At 40.2% G+C, this 12,774-nt stretch carries 28 protein-coding genes; all 28 read left to right on the top strand.

Going from position 1 to position 12,774, the window contains the following annotated elements; genetic code table 11:
• Positions 1–95: EF-Tu C-terminal domain-related protein (locus C8R30_RS03415; RefSeq protein WP_072445389.1), on the top strand; the 95-nt coding region annotated here is incomplete at its 5' end.
• 69 nt (positions 96–164) lie between these two features.
• On the top strand, positions 165–473 hold the full coding sequence (gene rpsJ / locus C8R30_RS03410; RefSeq protein ID WP_107789540.1) for a 30S ribosomal protein S10: 309 nt from the start codon (positions 165–167) through the stop codon (positions 471–473).
• A gap of 60 nt (positions 474–533) precedes the next feature.
• Positions 534–1,187 (top strand): 50S ribosomal protein L3, encoded by a 654-nt coding sequence (gene rplC, locus C8R30_RS03405; protein ID WP_107784346.1) that lies wholly within the window; start codon positions 534–536, stop codon positions 1,185–1,187.
• 47 nt (positions 1,188–1,234) lie between these two features.
• Complete coding sequence (gene rplD, locus C8R30_RS03400; RefSeq protein ID WP_090669172.1) at positions 1,235–1,852, top strand: 50S ribosomal protein L4; 618 nt, start codon at positions 1,235–1,237, stop codon at positions 1,850–1,852.
• Positions 1,849–2,184 carry a 50S ribosomal protein L23 gene (rplW, locus tag C8R30_RS03395; protein WP_090669175.1) on the top strand — a complete coding sequence of 112 codons (336 nt, stop codon included), beginning with the start codon at positions 1,849–1,851 and terminating at the stop codon, positions 2,182–2,184. Before rplD ends, rplW begins: the two co-directional genes overlap by 4 nt.
• The gene (gene rplB, locus C8R30_RS03390; RefSeq protein ID WP_090669179.1) at positions 2,184–3,017 is read left to right on the top strand and encodes a 50S ribosomal protein L2; all 834 of its coding nucleotides are present in this window, start codon (positions 2,184–2,186) and stop codon (positions 3,015–3,017) included. Before rplW ends, rplB begins: the two co-directional genes overlap by 1 nt.
• A 6-nt stretch (positions 3,018–3,023) precedes the next feature.
• Positions 3,024–3,308 (top strand): 30S ribosomal protein S19, encoded by a 285-nt coding sequence (rpsS, locus tag C8R30_RS03385; RefSeq protein ID WP_090669182.1) that lies wholly within the window; start codon positions 3,024–3,026, stop codon positions 3,306–3,308.
• A gap of 10 nt (positions 3,309–3,318) precedes the next feature.
• Complete coding sequence (gene rplV, locus C8R30_RS03380) at positions 3,319–3,651, top strand: 50S ribosomal protein L22 (RefSeq protein ID WP_090669185.1); 333 nt, start codon at positions 3,319–3,321, stop codon at positions 3,649–3,651.
• 39 nt (positions 3,652–3,690) lie between these two features.
• Positions 3,691–4,413, top strand: coding sequence for a 30S ribosomal protein S3 (rpsC, locus tag C8R30_RS03375; protein ID WP_107784345.1), 723 nt, complete (start codon positions 3,691–3,693; stop codon positions 4,411–4,413).
• An 81-nt stretch (positions 4,414–4,494) separates the two neighbouring features.
• Positions 4,495–4,911 carry a 50S ribosomal protein L16 gene (gene rplP, locus C8R30_RS03370; RefSeq protein ID WP_090669191.1) on the top strand — a complete coding sequence of 139 codons (417 nt, stop codon included), beginning with the start codon at positions 4,495–4,497 and terminating at the stop codon, positions 4,909–4,911.
• 4 nt (positions 4,912–4,915) lie between these two features.
• The gene (rpmC, locus tag C8R30_RS03365) at positions 4,916–5,110 is read left to right on the top strand and encodes a 50S ribosomal protein L29 (RefSeq protein ID WP_090669194.1); all 195 of its coding nucleotides are present in this window, start codon (positions 4,916–4,918) and stop codon (positions 5,108–5,110) included.
• Positions 5,107–5,361, top strand: coding sequence for a 30S ribosomal protein S17 (gene rpsQ, locus C8R30_RS03360; protein WP_090669196.1), 255 nt, complete (start codon positions 5,107–5,109; stop codon positions 5,359–5,361). The genes rpmC and rpsQ overlap by 4 nt, the downstream gene beginning before the upstream one ends.
• 43 nt (positions 5,362–5,404) lie before the next feature.
• The gene (gene rplN / locus C8R30_RS03355) at positions 5,405–5,773 is read left to right on the top strand and encodes a 50S ribosomal protein L14 (protein ID WP_090669199.1); all 369 of its coding nucleotides are present in this window, start codon (positions 5,405–5,407) and stop codon (positions 5,771–5,773) included.
• Positions 5,774–5,790: 17 nt separating this feature from the next.
• Positions 5,791–6,105, top strand: coding sequence for a 50S ribosomal protein L24 (gene rplX / locus C8R30_RS03350; RefSeq protein WP_090669202.1), 315 nt, complete (start codon positions 5,791–5,793; stop codon positions 6,103–6,105).
• Between the two features lie 22 nt (positions 6,106–6,127).
• Positions 6,128–6,667, top strand: a complete 540-nt coding sequence (gene rplE, locus C8R30_RS03345) for a 50S ribosomal protein L5 (protein ID WP_090669205.1) — start codon at positions 6,128–6,130, stop codon at positions 6,665–6,667.
• Positions 6,668–6,674: 7 nt separating this feature from the next.
• Positions 6,675–6,980, top strand: a complete 306-nt coding sequence (gene rpsN, locus C8R30_RS03340) for a 30S ribosomal protein S14 (protein ID WP_090669208.1) — start codon at positions 6,675–6,677, stop codon at positions 6,978–6,980.
• A gap of 86 nt (positions 6,981–7,066) precedes the next feature.
• Positions 7,067–7,462 (top strand): 30S ribosomal protein S8, encoded by a 396-nt coding sequence (gene rpsH, locus C8R30_RS03335; protein ID WP_090669211.1) that lies wholly within the window; start codon positions 7,067–7,069, stop codon positions 7,460–7,462.
• A 10-nt stretch (positions 7,463–7,472) separates the two neighbouring features.
• Positions 7,473–8,009, top strand: coding sequence for a 50S ribosomal protein L6 (gene rplF / locus C8R30_RS03330; RefSeq protein ID WP_090669214.1), 537 nt, complete (start codon positions 7,473–7,475; stop codon positions 8,007–8,009).
• A gap of 19 nt (positions 8,010–8,028) precedes the next feature.
• Positions 8,029–8,385, top strand: coding sequence for a 50S ribosomal protein L18 (gene rplR / locus C8R30_RS03325; RefSeq protein ID WP_090669217.1), 357 nt, complete (start codon positions 8,029–8,031; stop codon positions 8,383–8,385).
• 14 nt (positions 8,386–8,399) lie between these two features.
• On the top strand, positions 8,400–8,939 hold the full coding sequence (rpsE, locus tag C8R30_RS03320; RefSeq protein WP_090669220.1) for a 30S ribosomal protein S5: 540 nt from the start codon (positions 8,400–8,402) through the stop codon (positions 8,937–8,939).
• Positions 8,936–9,121, top strand: a complete 186-nt coding sequence (rpmD, locus tag C8R30_RS03315; RefSeq protein WP_090669224.1) for a 50S ribosomal protein L30 — start codon at positions 8,936–8,938, stop codon at positions 9,119–9,121. The genes rpsE and rpmD overlap by 4 nt, the downstream gene beginning before the upstream one ends.
• A gap of 3 nt (positions 9,122–9,124) precedes the next feature.
• On the top strand, positions 9,125–9,556 hold the full coding sequence (rplO, locus tag C8R30_RS03310; protein WP_090669227.1) for a 50S ribosomal protein L15: 432 nt from the start codon (positions 9,125–9,127) through the stop codon (positions 9,554–9,556).
• A gap of 14 nt (positions 9,557–9,570) precedes the next feature.
• Positions 9,571–10,893 carry a preprotein translocase subunit SecY gene (secY, locus tag C8R30_RS03305; protein WP_090669229.1) on the top strand — a complete coding sequence of 441 codons (1,323 nt, stop codon included), beginning with the start codon at positions 9,571–9,573 and terminating at the stop codon, positions 10,891–10,893.
• Between the two features lie 15 nt (positions 10,894–10,908).
• Positions 10,909–11,127 (top strand): translation initiation factor IF-1, encoded by a 219-nt coding sequence (gene infA / locus C8R30_RS03300; RefSeq protein ID WP_046851086.1) that lies wholly within the window; start codon positions 10,909–10,911, stop codon positions 11,125–11,127.
• A 40-nt stretch (positions 11,128–11,167) separates the two neighbouring features.
• Positions 11,168–11,281 (top strand): 50S ribosomal protein L36, encoded by a 114-nt coding sequence (rpmJ, locus tag C8R30_RS03295; protein WP_090669232.1) that lies wholly within the window; start codon positions 11,168–11,170, stop codon positions 11,279–11,281.
• 42 nt (positions 11,282–11,323) lie between these two features.
• Positions 11,324–11,683: a 30S ribosomal protein S13 gene (gene rpsM / locus C8R30_RS03290; RefSeq protein ID WP_090669235.1), complete on the top strand. Its 360-nt coding sequence runs from the start codon at positions 11,324–11,326 to the stop codon at positions 11,681–11,683.
• Between the two features lie 31 nt (positions 11,684–11,714).
• Complete coding sequence (gene rpsK, locus C8R30_RS03285) at positions 11,715–12,104, top strand: 30S ribosomal protein S11 (protein ID WP_090669238.1); 390 nt, start codon at positions 11,715–11,717, stop codon at positions 12,102–12,104.
• Positions 12,105–12,115: 11 nt separating this feature from the next.
• Positions 12,116–12,742 (top strand): 30S ribosomal protein S4, encoded by a 627-nt coding sequence (rpsD, locus tag C8R30_RS03280; RefSeq protein WP_090669365.1) that lies wholly within the window; start codon positions 12,116–12,118, stop codon positions 12,740–12,742.
• The last annotated feature ends 32 nt before the right edge of the window (positions 12,743–12,774 follow it).

Raw genomic sequence — 12,774 nt, 5'->3', positions numbered from 1 at the left:
TTGCACCGATTGCGATGGAAGAAGGTTTGCGTTTTGCGATTCGTGAAGGCGGTCGGACCGTTGGAGCGGGTGTTGTTGCAAAAATTATCGAGTAGTTAAACAGCAATTCGATTAGTGATCTAATTCAGGATTTTGAAAAGTGATCAACTAATTTTAGGGTTAATATGCAAAATCAAAAAATACGCATCCGGCTAAAAGCTTTCGATTATCGATTGATAGATAAATCCGCGATGGAGATTGTAGAAACAGCAAAATGGACTGGTGCAGTTGTCAGAGGGCCGGTACCGTTACCAACTAGAATAGAGCGATTTGACGTATTGCGTTCACCGCATGTAAATAAAACTTCCCGTGATCAATTTGAGATTCGCACGCATTTGCGCTTGATGGATATTCTGGATCCAACAGACAAGACAGTTGATGCTTTAATGAAATTAGATCTACCTGCGGGGGTAGATGTCGAGATCAAGCTATAATCGCTTGAAATATGAGTGGATTGACTATTCAGTAAAGTAAGCTTGTAAAAGGATAGATTGATGAGTATAGGGTTAATCGGTAAAAAAATTGGAATGACCAGAATTTTTACTGATAATGGTGATAGTTTTCCTGTGACGGTTCTAGATGTCTCTAATAACCGCGTTTCTCAGATAAAAAAAATAGAAACAGATGGTTATTCAGCAATCCAAGTCACATATGGAGAGCGTCGAGCCAATCGATTAAATAAACCTATTTTAGGACACCTGGCAAAAGCAGGCGTTGAGGCTGGCGCTGTCATAAAAGAATTTCGTGTTGAATCTGAACAACTAAATAATATTCAACCGGGCACAAAAATTGGCTTGGATATGTTCAAAGTTGGGCAGAAAATTGATGTTACAAGCAACAGTATCGGAAAAGGTTTTGCTGGGACGATCAAGAGGCATAATTTTTCATCGAATAGGGCTAGTCACGGTAACTCCAAATCGCATAATGTGCCTGGTTCTATAAGCATGGCTCAGGATCCCGGTCGAGTTTTTCCAGGTAAGAAAATGTCAGGCAGACTGGGTGGAGAAAAATGCACTGTTCAGAATCTTGAGATACTGCGAATAGACACTGAACGTGATTTGATACATTTAAAAGGGACTGTGCCTGGAGCAAAAACCTCGATTGTGGTAATCAAACCAGGGGTGAAAACGAAAGGTAAAAAGGCGTAAGACAAGCATTAGGTGTTAATGATATTACCAAAGAGCGGAGATGAGCGGTGGAAGCAAAGTGTATAGATTCTGATGGTAAAACAAGTAAAGTAACTGTCTCCGATCAAATATTTGGGAGAGAATACAATGAACCATTGGTGCACCAGATCGTTGTTGCATACATGGCTAATGCTAGGACAGGAACACGCGCACAAAAAAATCGTTCCAGTGTTGCTAAGTCTACACACAAGCTTTGGAGGCAAAAAGGAACAGGGAGAGCGAGAGTAGGTGCGGCGTCAAATCCATTGTGGAGAGGAGGTGGAAGGATTTTTCCAAGCAATCCACAAGAGAATTTTGCTCATAAAGTAAATAAAAAGATGTATAGATCGGGAATGTGTGCCATACTTTCGCGCCTTGTAAGTGAAGAGAGACTGTTGTTGGTCGATGAATTCATGGTAACGACACCTAAAACTAAAGAATTCTTAGAAAAACTAAAAGTATTTGATGTGTCTAGCGCCTTAATTATTACTGAGAATATTGATGATAATCTGTATTTGTCATCAAGAAACGTTCCGACAGTAAGTGTGATCGATGTCGCTCACTTAAATCCGGTAAGCTTACTGAAATATAATAAAATTCTAATGAGCCGTGAGTCTGTCGGGAAGCTTGAGGAGATGCTTAAATGAGATCACGAAGCATAAATCAAGAAAGAGCAATGCAGATCATTTTAGCGCCGCAAATTTCAGAGAAGGCCACATTGATTGCTGAGAAAAATAATCAATATATTTTTCGCGTTTTGCCAGACGCGGCTAAAGATGAAATAAAAGCTGCAATCGAATATCTTTGGAAATCACAAAAAATAGAGGTCACGAAAGTACAAATCTCTAATATTAAGGGTAAGGAAAAGCGGTTTGGCAAATTTCTAGGAAAGCGTTCGAATTGGAAAAAAGCCTACGTTGGGGTTAAAAAAGGGCAAGAGTTAAGTTTTTCAGATTTAAAGCAGGGAGATGATAAATAATGACTTTAGTCAATGTAAAACCTACTTCTCCTGGAAGACGTGCGGTAATAAAGATAGTAAACAAAGATTTGTACAAGGGCGATCCTTATCATAAGTTAATTGAAAAGAAAAAAAAGACAGCGGGCCGCAACAACACAGGACGGATCACAACCCGTCACAAGGGTGGTGGCCATAAACAAAATTATCGCCTCATTGACTTTCGGCGAAATAAGGATGGGATAGTGGCTAACGTTGAAAGGATAGAATACGATCCCAATAGGAGTGCGCATATTGCTTTGTTATGTTACTCCGATGGAGAGCGGCGTTATATTATCGCCCCAAAGGAAATAGAAGTAGGTGCTAAATTGATTAGCGGTGTTAAAGCACCTATTAAAACAGGAAATGCGATGCAGATCCGCCATATTCCAATAGGCAGCACCATACACTGCATTGAGTTGCAACCGGGTAAAGGGGCGCAGCTAGCACGTTCAGCCGGTGCTTCAGCGCAGTTACTTGCAAGAGAAGGGAGTTATTCACAGATCAGGCTGAGGTCTGGAGAAATCCGAAAAATACATATAGATTGTAGAGCTACGATTGGGGTAGTTGGAAACGACGAGCACAATTTAAAATCGATCGGTAAAGCTGGCGCTATGAGATGGCGTGGCATTCGACCTACTGTTCGAGGTGTGGCGATGAACCCGATTGATCATCCACATGGTGGTGGTGAAGGTAAGACAGCAGCAGGAAGACATCCGGTTAGTCCGTGGGGTTTACCAACCAAAGGATATCGCACAAGAAGAAATAAAAGAACGGATAGTATGATCGTGCGTCGTAGATTTGCTAAGAAAGGTTAATAATTTATGGGACGTTCCGTTAAAAAAGGTCCATTCGTCGACTTACATTTATACAGCAAGGTATTGGCAGCAAAAGCGAACAACGACAAAAGACCAATTAAAACATGGTCACGTCGTTCAACAATTGTCCCCGATTTTATTGGGCTAACTATCTCGGTACATAATGGCAAGCAGCATATACCTGTTTTTATTACTGAGAATATGATCGGCCATAAATTAGGTGAGTTCTCTTTAACTCGAACCTTCAAAGGACATTCAGGCGATAAAAAGACCGCGGGCTCAAGAAAATAGGAATTAAAACATGCAAGCAACTGCAACATTACCCAGTGTTAGATTATCTGCACAGAAAGGTCGTTTAGTGGCTGACCAAGTTCGAGGATTGAGAGTTGCTCGAGCGGTCGAGATATTGAGATTTAGTCCGAAGAAGGGAGCAAATATCATTCTGAAGTTACTGGAATCTGCTATTGCGAACGCAGAGCATAATGAAGGTGCGGATGTGGATGAGTTATTGATTTCAAAAATATTGGTCGACCAAGGTATATCTTTGAAGCGCATGAGTGCGCGTGCAAAGGGTCGCGGAAATCGTATTGTAAAACCAACATGTCGCATATTGTTAACAGTTAGTGATAGATAATCAATTGATTATAGAAAGAGCTTACCTTTATATAAAACTATGGGCCAAAAAATAAATCCGACGGGATTCCGTCTTTCTGTGCTAAAAAACTGGACATCGAAGTGGTTTGCACATGGAAATCAGTTTTCGAAATTGCTTAATGAAGATATTAAAGTGCGAGCATATTTACGCAAAAAATTAGCGCACGCCTCTGTCGGACAAATTATTATCGAGCGCCCATCAAAAAATGCACGGATAACGATTTGTAGTGCACGACCAGGAGTCGTCATTGGTAAAAAAGGCGAAGATATTGAGGTTTTGAGAAAAGAGCTCGAAAAGTTAATTCAGATTCCAGTGCACATTAACATTGAAGAGATCAGAAAGCCTGAGATCGATGCGCAGTTAATAGCAGATAACATTGCCCAACAGTTAGAAAAGAGAATCATGTTTCGGCGAGCAATGAAAAGAGCAATACAAAATGCTATGCGATTAGGTGCGCAAGGAATCAAGATAATGAGCTCCGGGCGCCTGAATGGTATAGAAATCGCCAGAACGGAATGGTATCGCGAAGGCAGAGTGCCGCTACATACGTTACGTGCCGATTTAGATTATGCTACCTCAGAAGCGCGAACAACGTATGGGATTATAGGGATTAAAGTGTGGGTATTTAAAGGTGAACAACTTGAAGCAAGGAATCGTGAAGCAACCACCAATTCGCATACTATCAATCTAGAAGATAATAAAAAAAGAGCGGAAAGAGTAGTACCAGAGAAAACAATATAGTTTAGAGTAAATTTAAGAAACTATATTGACAGATAACATGAAAAGATTTGTTCTATCTAATAGTTAAGGACAACATGCAAAATGCTTCAACCGGCACGAACAAAATATCGCAAACAGCATAAAGGGCGCAATACCGGCATTGCAACTTGTGGAAACAAGATAAGCTTTGGTGAATATGGCTTGAAAGCAATAGGCAGGGGAAGAATAACTGCTCGCCAAATTGAAGCTGCACGAAGAGCGATGACGAGACACATTAAACGAGGTGGAAGAATTTGGATTAGAATTTTTCCAGATAAACCTATTTCGCAAAAACCTGCAGAAGTTCGAATGGGGAAAGGTAAAGGTAATCCAGAGTATTATGTTTCTGAGATTAGACCTGGAAAGATGTTGTATGAGATGGATGGTGTTGATGAGCAATTAGCGAGAGAGGCCTTTAGATTAGCGGCTGCAAAACTACCAATTAGAACCATATTCATAGTTCGTCATATAGGGAGTTAGATCGATGAAGGCAAACGAGCTAAAGAAAAAAAACAATGATGAATTAAACAAAGAACTATTGTCTCTGTTAAGAACTCATTTCAATCTACGTATACGTCATGCTACCCAGCAGCTAGAGAATGTATCGCAGCTTCGATTGGTTAGGCGAGATATTGCTCGAGTGAGAACTGTACTGAATGAAAGAATAAGAACGCTATGACCTTAAATAATAAAGCAAATACTCTCATAGGTAGAGTCGTAAGTGATAAGATGGCCAAAACTATTACGGTCTTAGTAGAGCGAAAAATTAAACATCCTTTGTATGGTAAAACCATTACACGCTCTAAAAAAATACATGCTCATGATGAGAACAATGAATTTCATACTGGTGATTTGGTAGAGATCTCTGAAACGCGCCCCATATCTAGAACAAAGTCATGGCGAGTTGTGAAGTTGATCCGTAATGGATAATGAATAGACATAGAATCTAAAATTTACAAATAGGCTAAAACAAATGATTCAACCTCAGACAATTCTTAGCGTTGCAGATAATACAGGTGCGCGTTCCGTGATGTGTATTAAAGTGCTTGGCGGATCAAAGCGCCAATATGCCGGAATTGGGGACATCATTAAGGTTGCTGTTAAGGATGCCGCGCCGCGTGGAAGAGTTAAAAAAGGTGAAGTTTATAATGCAGTGGTAGTGAGAACGGCAAAAGGAGTGCGCCGTTCTGATGGGTCATTGATAAAGTTTGATGGTAATGCGGCGGTGATTCTTAATGCAAAGCTTGAACCTATAGGCACACGTATTTTTGGCCCTGTAACAAGGGAGTTACGCACGAGTAAGTTTATGAAAATTGTGTCGTTGGCTCCAGAAGTTATGTGAGGACAATTGAGGAAAATATGAAGAAAATAAGAAAAGGCGATGACGTCGTTGTCATTTGCGGGAAAGATAAGGGTAAGAGAGGTGTCGTTCAGCGGATCGAATCATTAAATTACGTTGTAATTCAGGGGCTGAATAAAGTTAAAAAGCACGTGAAACCTAATCCTGCTAAGGGAACGGTGGGTGGTATCACAGAGATTGAAAAACCCGTTCATATATCAAACATTGCTATTTACAACGCTGCAACTAAGAAGGCTGATAGAGTAGGATTTAAGTTAGATGATGGCAATAAGGTACGCTATTATAAATCTAGTAGTGAACCCATTAATTCTTGATAGGGATATACGGAATATTTAAATGGCCAGGTTACAAGAATATTATAATCAATCGGTTAAACAGCAACTGATGCACCAGTTCAAATACAAATCGATTATGGAAGTACCACGTATAGCCAAAATTACTTTGAATATAGGAGTGGGCGACGCCACCTCTGACAAAAAGAAAATTGAGAATGCGATTGGTGATTTAGAAAAAATTAGTGGGCAAAAGCCAATAACAACACGTGCGCGCAAATCGATAGCGGCTTTTAAGGTAAGGGAAGGCTATCCGATTGGTTGTAAGGTAACGTTACGTGGAAAGAGAATGTTTGAATTTCTTGATAGATTAATCAATGTTGCTATTCCTAGGATTCGCGATTTTAGAGGAATATCTGGAAAAGGATTTGACGGCAGAGGAAATTATAACTTGGGCATAAAAGAACAAATAATATTTCCAGAAATAGAATATGAGAAGATTGATGCTCTGCGAGGAATGAACATAACCCTCACAACCACGGCGAAAAACGATATAGAAGCGAAAGCGCTCTTATCAGCATTCAAGTTTCCATTTAAGAATTGAGATCAGAATGGCAAAGAAAGCTATTATCAATAGAAATTTAAAAAGACAAAAAATTGTTATGAAATATCATGTCACAAGGAGTGCTTTGTTATCACTACTGAATGATATTTCAAAGAGTTATGAAGAGAAGCTTGAAGCTAGAAATAAACTGCAGAAGTTACCACGAAACTCTAGTAGTACACGGGTACGTAATCGATGTGAATTGACTGGTAGAGCAAGAGGCTATTACCGGAAATTTGGTTTGGGCCGAAATAAATTACGAGAACTAGCAATGAGCGGTAGAATTCCAGGGATTACGAAAGCAAGTTGGTAGGCATATTGGTTGTTGTTATGCTAGTCATTTAAAAAATCGATATATTCAAATAATCCCTGACCTTTTAAAATAGGCTTTAAATAATTATGAGTTTAACAGATCCCGTTGCTGATATGCTTACGCGCATAAGAAACGCACAATTGTCAGAAAAAGCTGTGGTGAAAATGAATTCATCGCGATTAAAAATTGCTATCGCGCAAGTATTAAAAGATGAAGGATATATCGAAGATATTGAAGTCATTCAAAACGGTGGAAAGCCGATTCTGGAGATAAAACTTAAATATTACAATGGTTTTCCAGTAATTGAAAAAATAAAGAGAGTAAGTCGCCCTGGATTACGAGTTTACTCATCACGAGATAAATTGCCTCAGGTTATGAATGGGTTGGGTATAGCAATTGTATCAACGTCTAAAGGAGTTATGACTGAGCAAAATGCAAGGCAGAGCGGTATCGGTGGTGAAGTTTTATGCATAGTTGCTTAAGGAATTTATAATGTCTCGCATCAGTAAAAAACCAATTTCTATTACAAGTAATATTGAGCTTTCAGTTAATTCTGATGAAATCACGGTTAAAGGTCCGCTAGGTACTCTGCGTCAACAAATACCCGGAAATTTAATTAAAGTCGAAAAAGATGGTAATTTTTTACAAGTTAATACGATAGATTCTTCAAAGCATGCGCATTCTATGTCTGGGACTATTCGATCACTAATTAGCAATATGGTGATTGGGGTCACCTCTGGATTCGAAAGAAAGTTAAATGTGGTGGGAGTTGGATATCGTGTGCAAGCCTCAGGTGACACATTAAATATGAGTCTTGGGTTTTCGCATCCCATAGCATACAAAATGCCTGTTGGTGTACGTGTTGAAACACCGAGTCAGACTGAAATCGTGATCAAGGGAGTTGATAAGCAGCAAGTCGGGCAAGTGGCCGCTGAACTTAGATCATTTCGTCCACCTGAGCCTTACAAAGGTAAAGGTGTGCGCTACTCGGATGAAGTTATAATTCTTAAAGAAACGAAGAAAAAATAATCGATCAGATTAAATATATATGAAAAACATTAGCTTGTCTCGTTTAAGACGTGCCCGCAAAACTAGAGCAAAAATAGCATCGCTTAGAGTATATCGTTTAACTGTCCATCGTAGTAATAAGCATATCTATGCTCAAATTATCGATGATAGCGCGAGCAAGGTGTTGGTGAGCGCTTCATCTGTTGAAAAAGAGGTTCGTGAGCTAATGACAAACGGTGGCACGGTAAAGGCTGCTGAGTATATTGGGCAACGGCTTGCTAACAAATCGAAAGAATTAGGAATAGAGAGAGTCGCATTTGATCGATCTGGATATAAATACCATGGGCGTGTTAAAGCGCTAGCTGATGCGGCGCGGAATGGTGGTATAAAATTTTAAGATAGGAAAGTCTTATGTCTAAAGCTTCAAAAATTCATGGTGGCGCAACGGGCGGTGATGATCGATCAGACGATCTGAAAGAAAAAATGGTTTCTATCAACCGAGTTACGAAAGTTGTGAAGGGAGGCCGGATCTTGGCGTTTGCGGCTTTAACAGTAGTCGGTGATGGAAATGGCCGTATAGGTATGGGTAAGGGAAAATCACGAGAAGTGCCTGTTGCAGTGCAAAAAGCAATGGATGAAGCCCGCCGCAAAATGGTTAAAGTTGATTTGAAAAACGGCACACTTCAACATGCAGTAGTAGGAAAGCATGGGGCGGCTAAAGTTTATATGCAACCTGCATCTGAGGGGACAGGGATTATAGCTGGTGGGCCGATGCGAGCGATATTTGAAGTAATGGGCATAAGTAATATATTAGCTAAATGTGTTGGTTCAACTAATCCTTACAACGTCGTACGCGCCACCATTCAGGGTCTCGAGTCGATACGTACGCCTGCGCTGATAGCGTCAAAAAGAAACAAAAGCTTGGAAGACATTGTGAGCCGTATAAAATGAACTCAGATAAAAGTACACTAAAAATTAGATTAGTTAAAAGTTTGATAGGGAAACGTGAAGAGCATCGTAGAATCTTAGCTGGCTTGGGATTAAGAAAAGTAAACAGTGTTGCTGTGTTGCAAAATAATCCATCAGTTAGCGGCATGATTAATAAAGTTGCCTATATGATTAAGGTTGAGTGATAAATGTACTTGAATAATTTAACACCACATTGCGATTCTAAAAAAGAACGTAAAAGGGTAGGGAGAGGTATTGGTTCTGGATTCGGTAAAACAGCTGGACGTGGACATAAGGGGCAGAAATCAAGAGCTGGCGGTTTTCATAAGGTTGGATTTGAGGGAGGTCAAATGCCTTTGCAGCGACGTCTCCCGAAAAGAGGATTTGTGTCTCTTAACAAGAAAAAAATACATGTTATTAAGTTGAGTAGAATCAGCGCTGCAACCAATAACATAAATGGTATAGAAGATATACGTAATATTTTTAAATTATCGAGGTCCGTTCAGAATATTAAAATCCTGTTTGATAAAGAGATTACTGAATCTATTTCTATCAAGGGCGTATTGATATCTCAGAATGCCAAAAATGCCATTACGAAAGTTGGTGGTACAACCGAATAACTAGAGGGATTGGATTGGCTGCTAGTAGAATAAATAAGGGTGCAAGCAAGTTCGCAGATTTAAAGCGAAGATTGTGGTTTTTATTATTTGCGCTGATTGTATATCGAATCGGGGCTCACGTTCCTGTGCCCGGAATTGATCCAGTTGTCTTAAAGGATCTTTTTGACTCGCAGGAAGGTGGTATCCTCGGAATGTTTAACATGTTTTCCGGTGGTGCACTTTCACGATTCTCAATTTTTGCTTTGGGCATAATGCCGTATATATCGGCGTCCATTATCATGCAGTTAGGAACTGTTGCTGTTCCTTACTTAGAAGCCTTAAAAAAGGAAGGAGAATCGGGTAGGAGAAAGATAACTCAATATACACGCTATGGAACGGTTGTTTTAGCTTTGATACAGAGCTATGGGATATCAATCGCACTACAATCGCAGGCTGGCCTGGTAATTGAACCTGGTAAAATATTTATGTTAACCACTGTCGTAACCCTTGTTACAGGTACGATATTCTTGATGTGGCTCGGGGAACAAATAACAGAACGCGGAATTGGTAATGGCATATCTCTTATCATATTTGCGGGCATTGCGGCAGGATTGCCTTCAGCAATTGGTGGAACACTTGAATTAGTCCGAACGGGCGCAATGCATTTCTTGATTGCCTTGGGTATTTTTATTGCGGTTATATGTGTGACTGCATTTGTTGTCTTCGTAGAACGTGGGCAAAGAAAAATACTCGTCAATTATGCTAAGCGCCAGGTTGGTAAGCAAGTCATTGGAGGCCAAAGCTCCCATTTGCCTTTAAAACTCAATATGGCGGGTGTGATTCCTCCTATATTTGCTTCCAGTATTATATTATTTCCTGCTACAATGGCGGGTTGGCTATCTTCCGACGAATCGATGATATGGCTTAAAGACATAAGTGCAGCGCTCTCACCTGGGCAGCCTATGTACGTCATGTTATATGCAGCGATGATTATATTCTTTTGCTTCTTTTATACAGCATTGGTATTTAACCCCAAGGAAACAGCTGATAATTTGAAGAAAAGCGGTGCCTTCATACCTGGTATTAGGCCAGGGGAGCAAACTACCCGATATATCGAAAGAATTATGCTCAGACTAACGTTGATAGGCGCCTTGTATGTTACTTTGGTTTGCTTGCTACCAGAGTTTCTTATTTTGAAGTGGAATGTCCCATTTTATTTTGGTGGTACTTCTTTATTGATCATTGTCGTTGTAACGATGGATTTCATGGCTCAGGTACAATCTCACGTGATGTCGACACAGTATGACAGTCTACTTAAAAAATCGAATTTCAAAAGCAACCTCAATATTACAAGGTAGAGTCAAGTAAGTTAGATGGCTAAAGAAGAAACAATTCAGATGCAGGGAGAAATCCTTGAAACACTGCCGAATGCTACATTCAAAGTAAAATTAGAGAACGGCCATATCGTTTTGGGCCACATATCGGGAAAAATGCGAATGAATTACATTCGTATACTTCCTGGGGATAAGGTAACTGTGGATCTAACTCCTTATGATTTAACAAAGGCACGAATAACGTTCAGAACAAAATAGTTTAGCGATTGAGCTAGGAATTACATTAAGGAAAGAGTAAATGAAAGTACAGGCTTCTGTTAAAAAAGTATGTAGACACTGCAAAATAATCAGGCGTCATAGGGTTTTGAGAGTTGTCTGTGTTGACCCAAGACATAAACAACGTCAGGGCTAGGAATAGAAAAGAACAATGTTGTTAACTTAACAAGGTGAGAGAATGGCGCGCATAGCGGGTGTTAATATACCTAACCATCAGCATGTTAGAATAGCTTTGACGGCTATTTATGGAATTGGGAATTCAACATCAGAGAAGATATGTAGCAATCTTGGTATAGATGGCTCTATCAAATTAAAAGATATCAGTGAATCTCAGTTGGAGCAAATTCGCGAGCAAATTACCAAATATACAGTGGAAGGTGATTTGCGACGTGAAATTTCAATGAATATCAAGCGATTGATGGATTTGGGTTGTTATAGAGGTTTGCGGCATAGGAGAGGTTTGCCGGTGAGAGGTCAGCGAACGAGAACTAATGCGCGGACGAGAAAAGGCCCGAGAAGATCGGCGAACATACGTTAATCTGTTGAATTGTGAATTAAGGTAATATTTAATGGCAAAAACACCAAGTAGGGTCAGAAAAAAGATAAAGAAAAATATATCTGAAGGTATAGCGCATATCCATGCATCATTTAACAACACTATTGTGACTATATCTGATAGGCAGGGAAATGCGTTATCTTGGGCGACATCTGGTGGTGCAGGATTTAAGGGTTCGCGAAAGAGTACACCATTTGCAGCCCAGATTGCGGCAGAGCAGGCAAGCAAGATCGCACATGAATATGGAATTAAGAATTTGGAGGTACGCGTCAAAGGACCTGGTCCGGGACGTGATTCGGCTGTAAGATCGCTCAATGCTGCAGGTTTTAAAATTACCAGCATTTCAGATGTAACACCTATACCACACAATGGCTGCCGGCCGCCTAAGAAACGGCGAATTTGAGGGGAATATTTGTGGCTAGAAATCTTGAACCAAAATGTCGGCAATGTCGTAGAGAAGGAGAGAAATTATTCCTTAAAGGCGATAAATGCATGTCTAGTAAGTGCGCCATAGAAAGACGAAATTATGCTCCGGGTCAGCATGGGCAAAAGAAAAGTCGCACATCTGATTATGGGTTGCAATTGAGAGAAAAACAGAAAGTGCGCCGAATTTATGGCCTGTTAGAGCGACAATTTAGACTCGTTTACAGTATGGCTGATCGGAAGCGTGGTGTGACGGGTGAAAATTTGTTGCAAATGCTTGAGAGTCGGCTTGACAACGTCGTCTATCAAATGGGATTTGGCGCGTCACGCTCAGAGGCAAGGCAAGTGGTGAGGCATAATTGTATCTTGGTAAATGGACAGAGGGTAAATATACCTTCATTTCAGGTGACGCCTGGCGACCTCATTGAGGTGGCTGATAAGGCAAAAGGTCATACACGCATTAAATCTTCGCTCGAAACGGCAGAGCAACGTGGTTTTCCTGCCTGGATTGATGTGGATGTCAAAGCGATGAAGGGCACATATAAAATCAGACCGGAAAGATCTGAATTATCTTCAACTATTAATGAATCATTAATAATTGAGCTGTACTCTAAATAAGAGCTGGAATCTTTCTTGTTAAGGATAATTTA

Source organism: Nitrosomonas nitrosa (assembly GCF_003051105.1).
Classification (GTDB): domain Bacteria; phylum Pseudomonadota; class Gammaproteobacteria; order Burkholderiales; family Nitrosomonadaceae; genus Nitrosomonas; species Nitrosomonas nitrosa.
The sequence above is the reverse complement of the archived record's forward strand: the minus strand, read 5'-3'. Positions and strand labels throughout refer to the sequence as shown.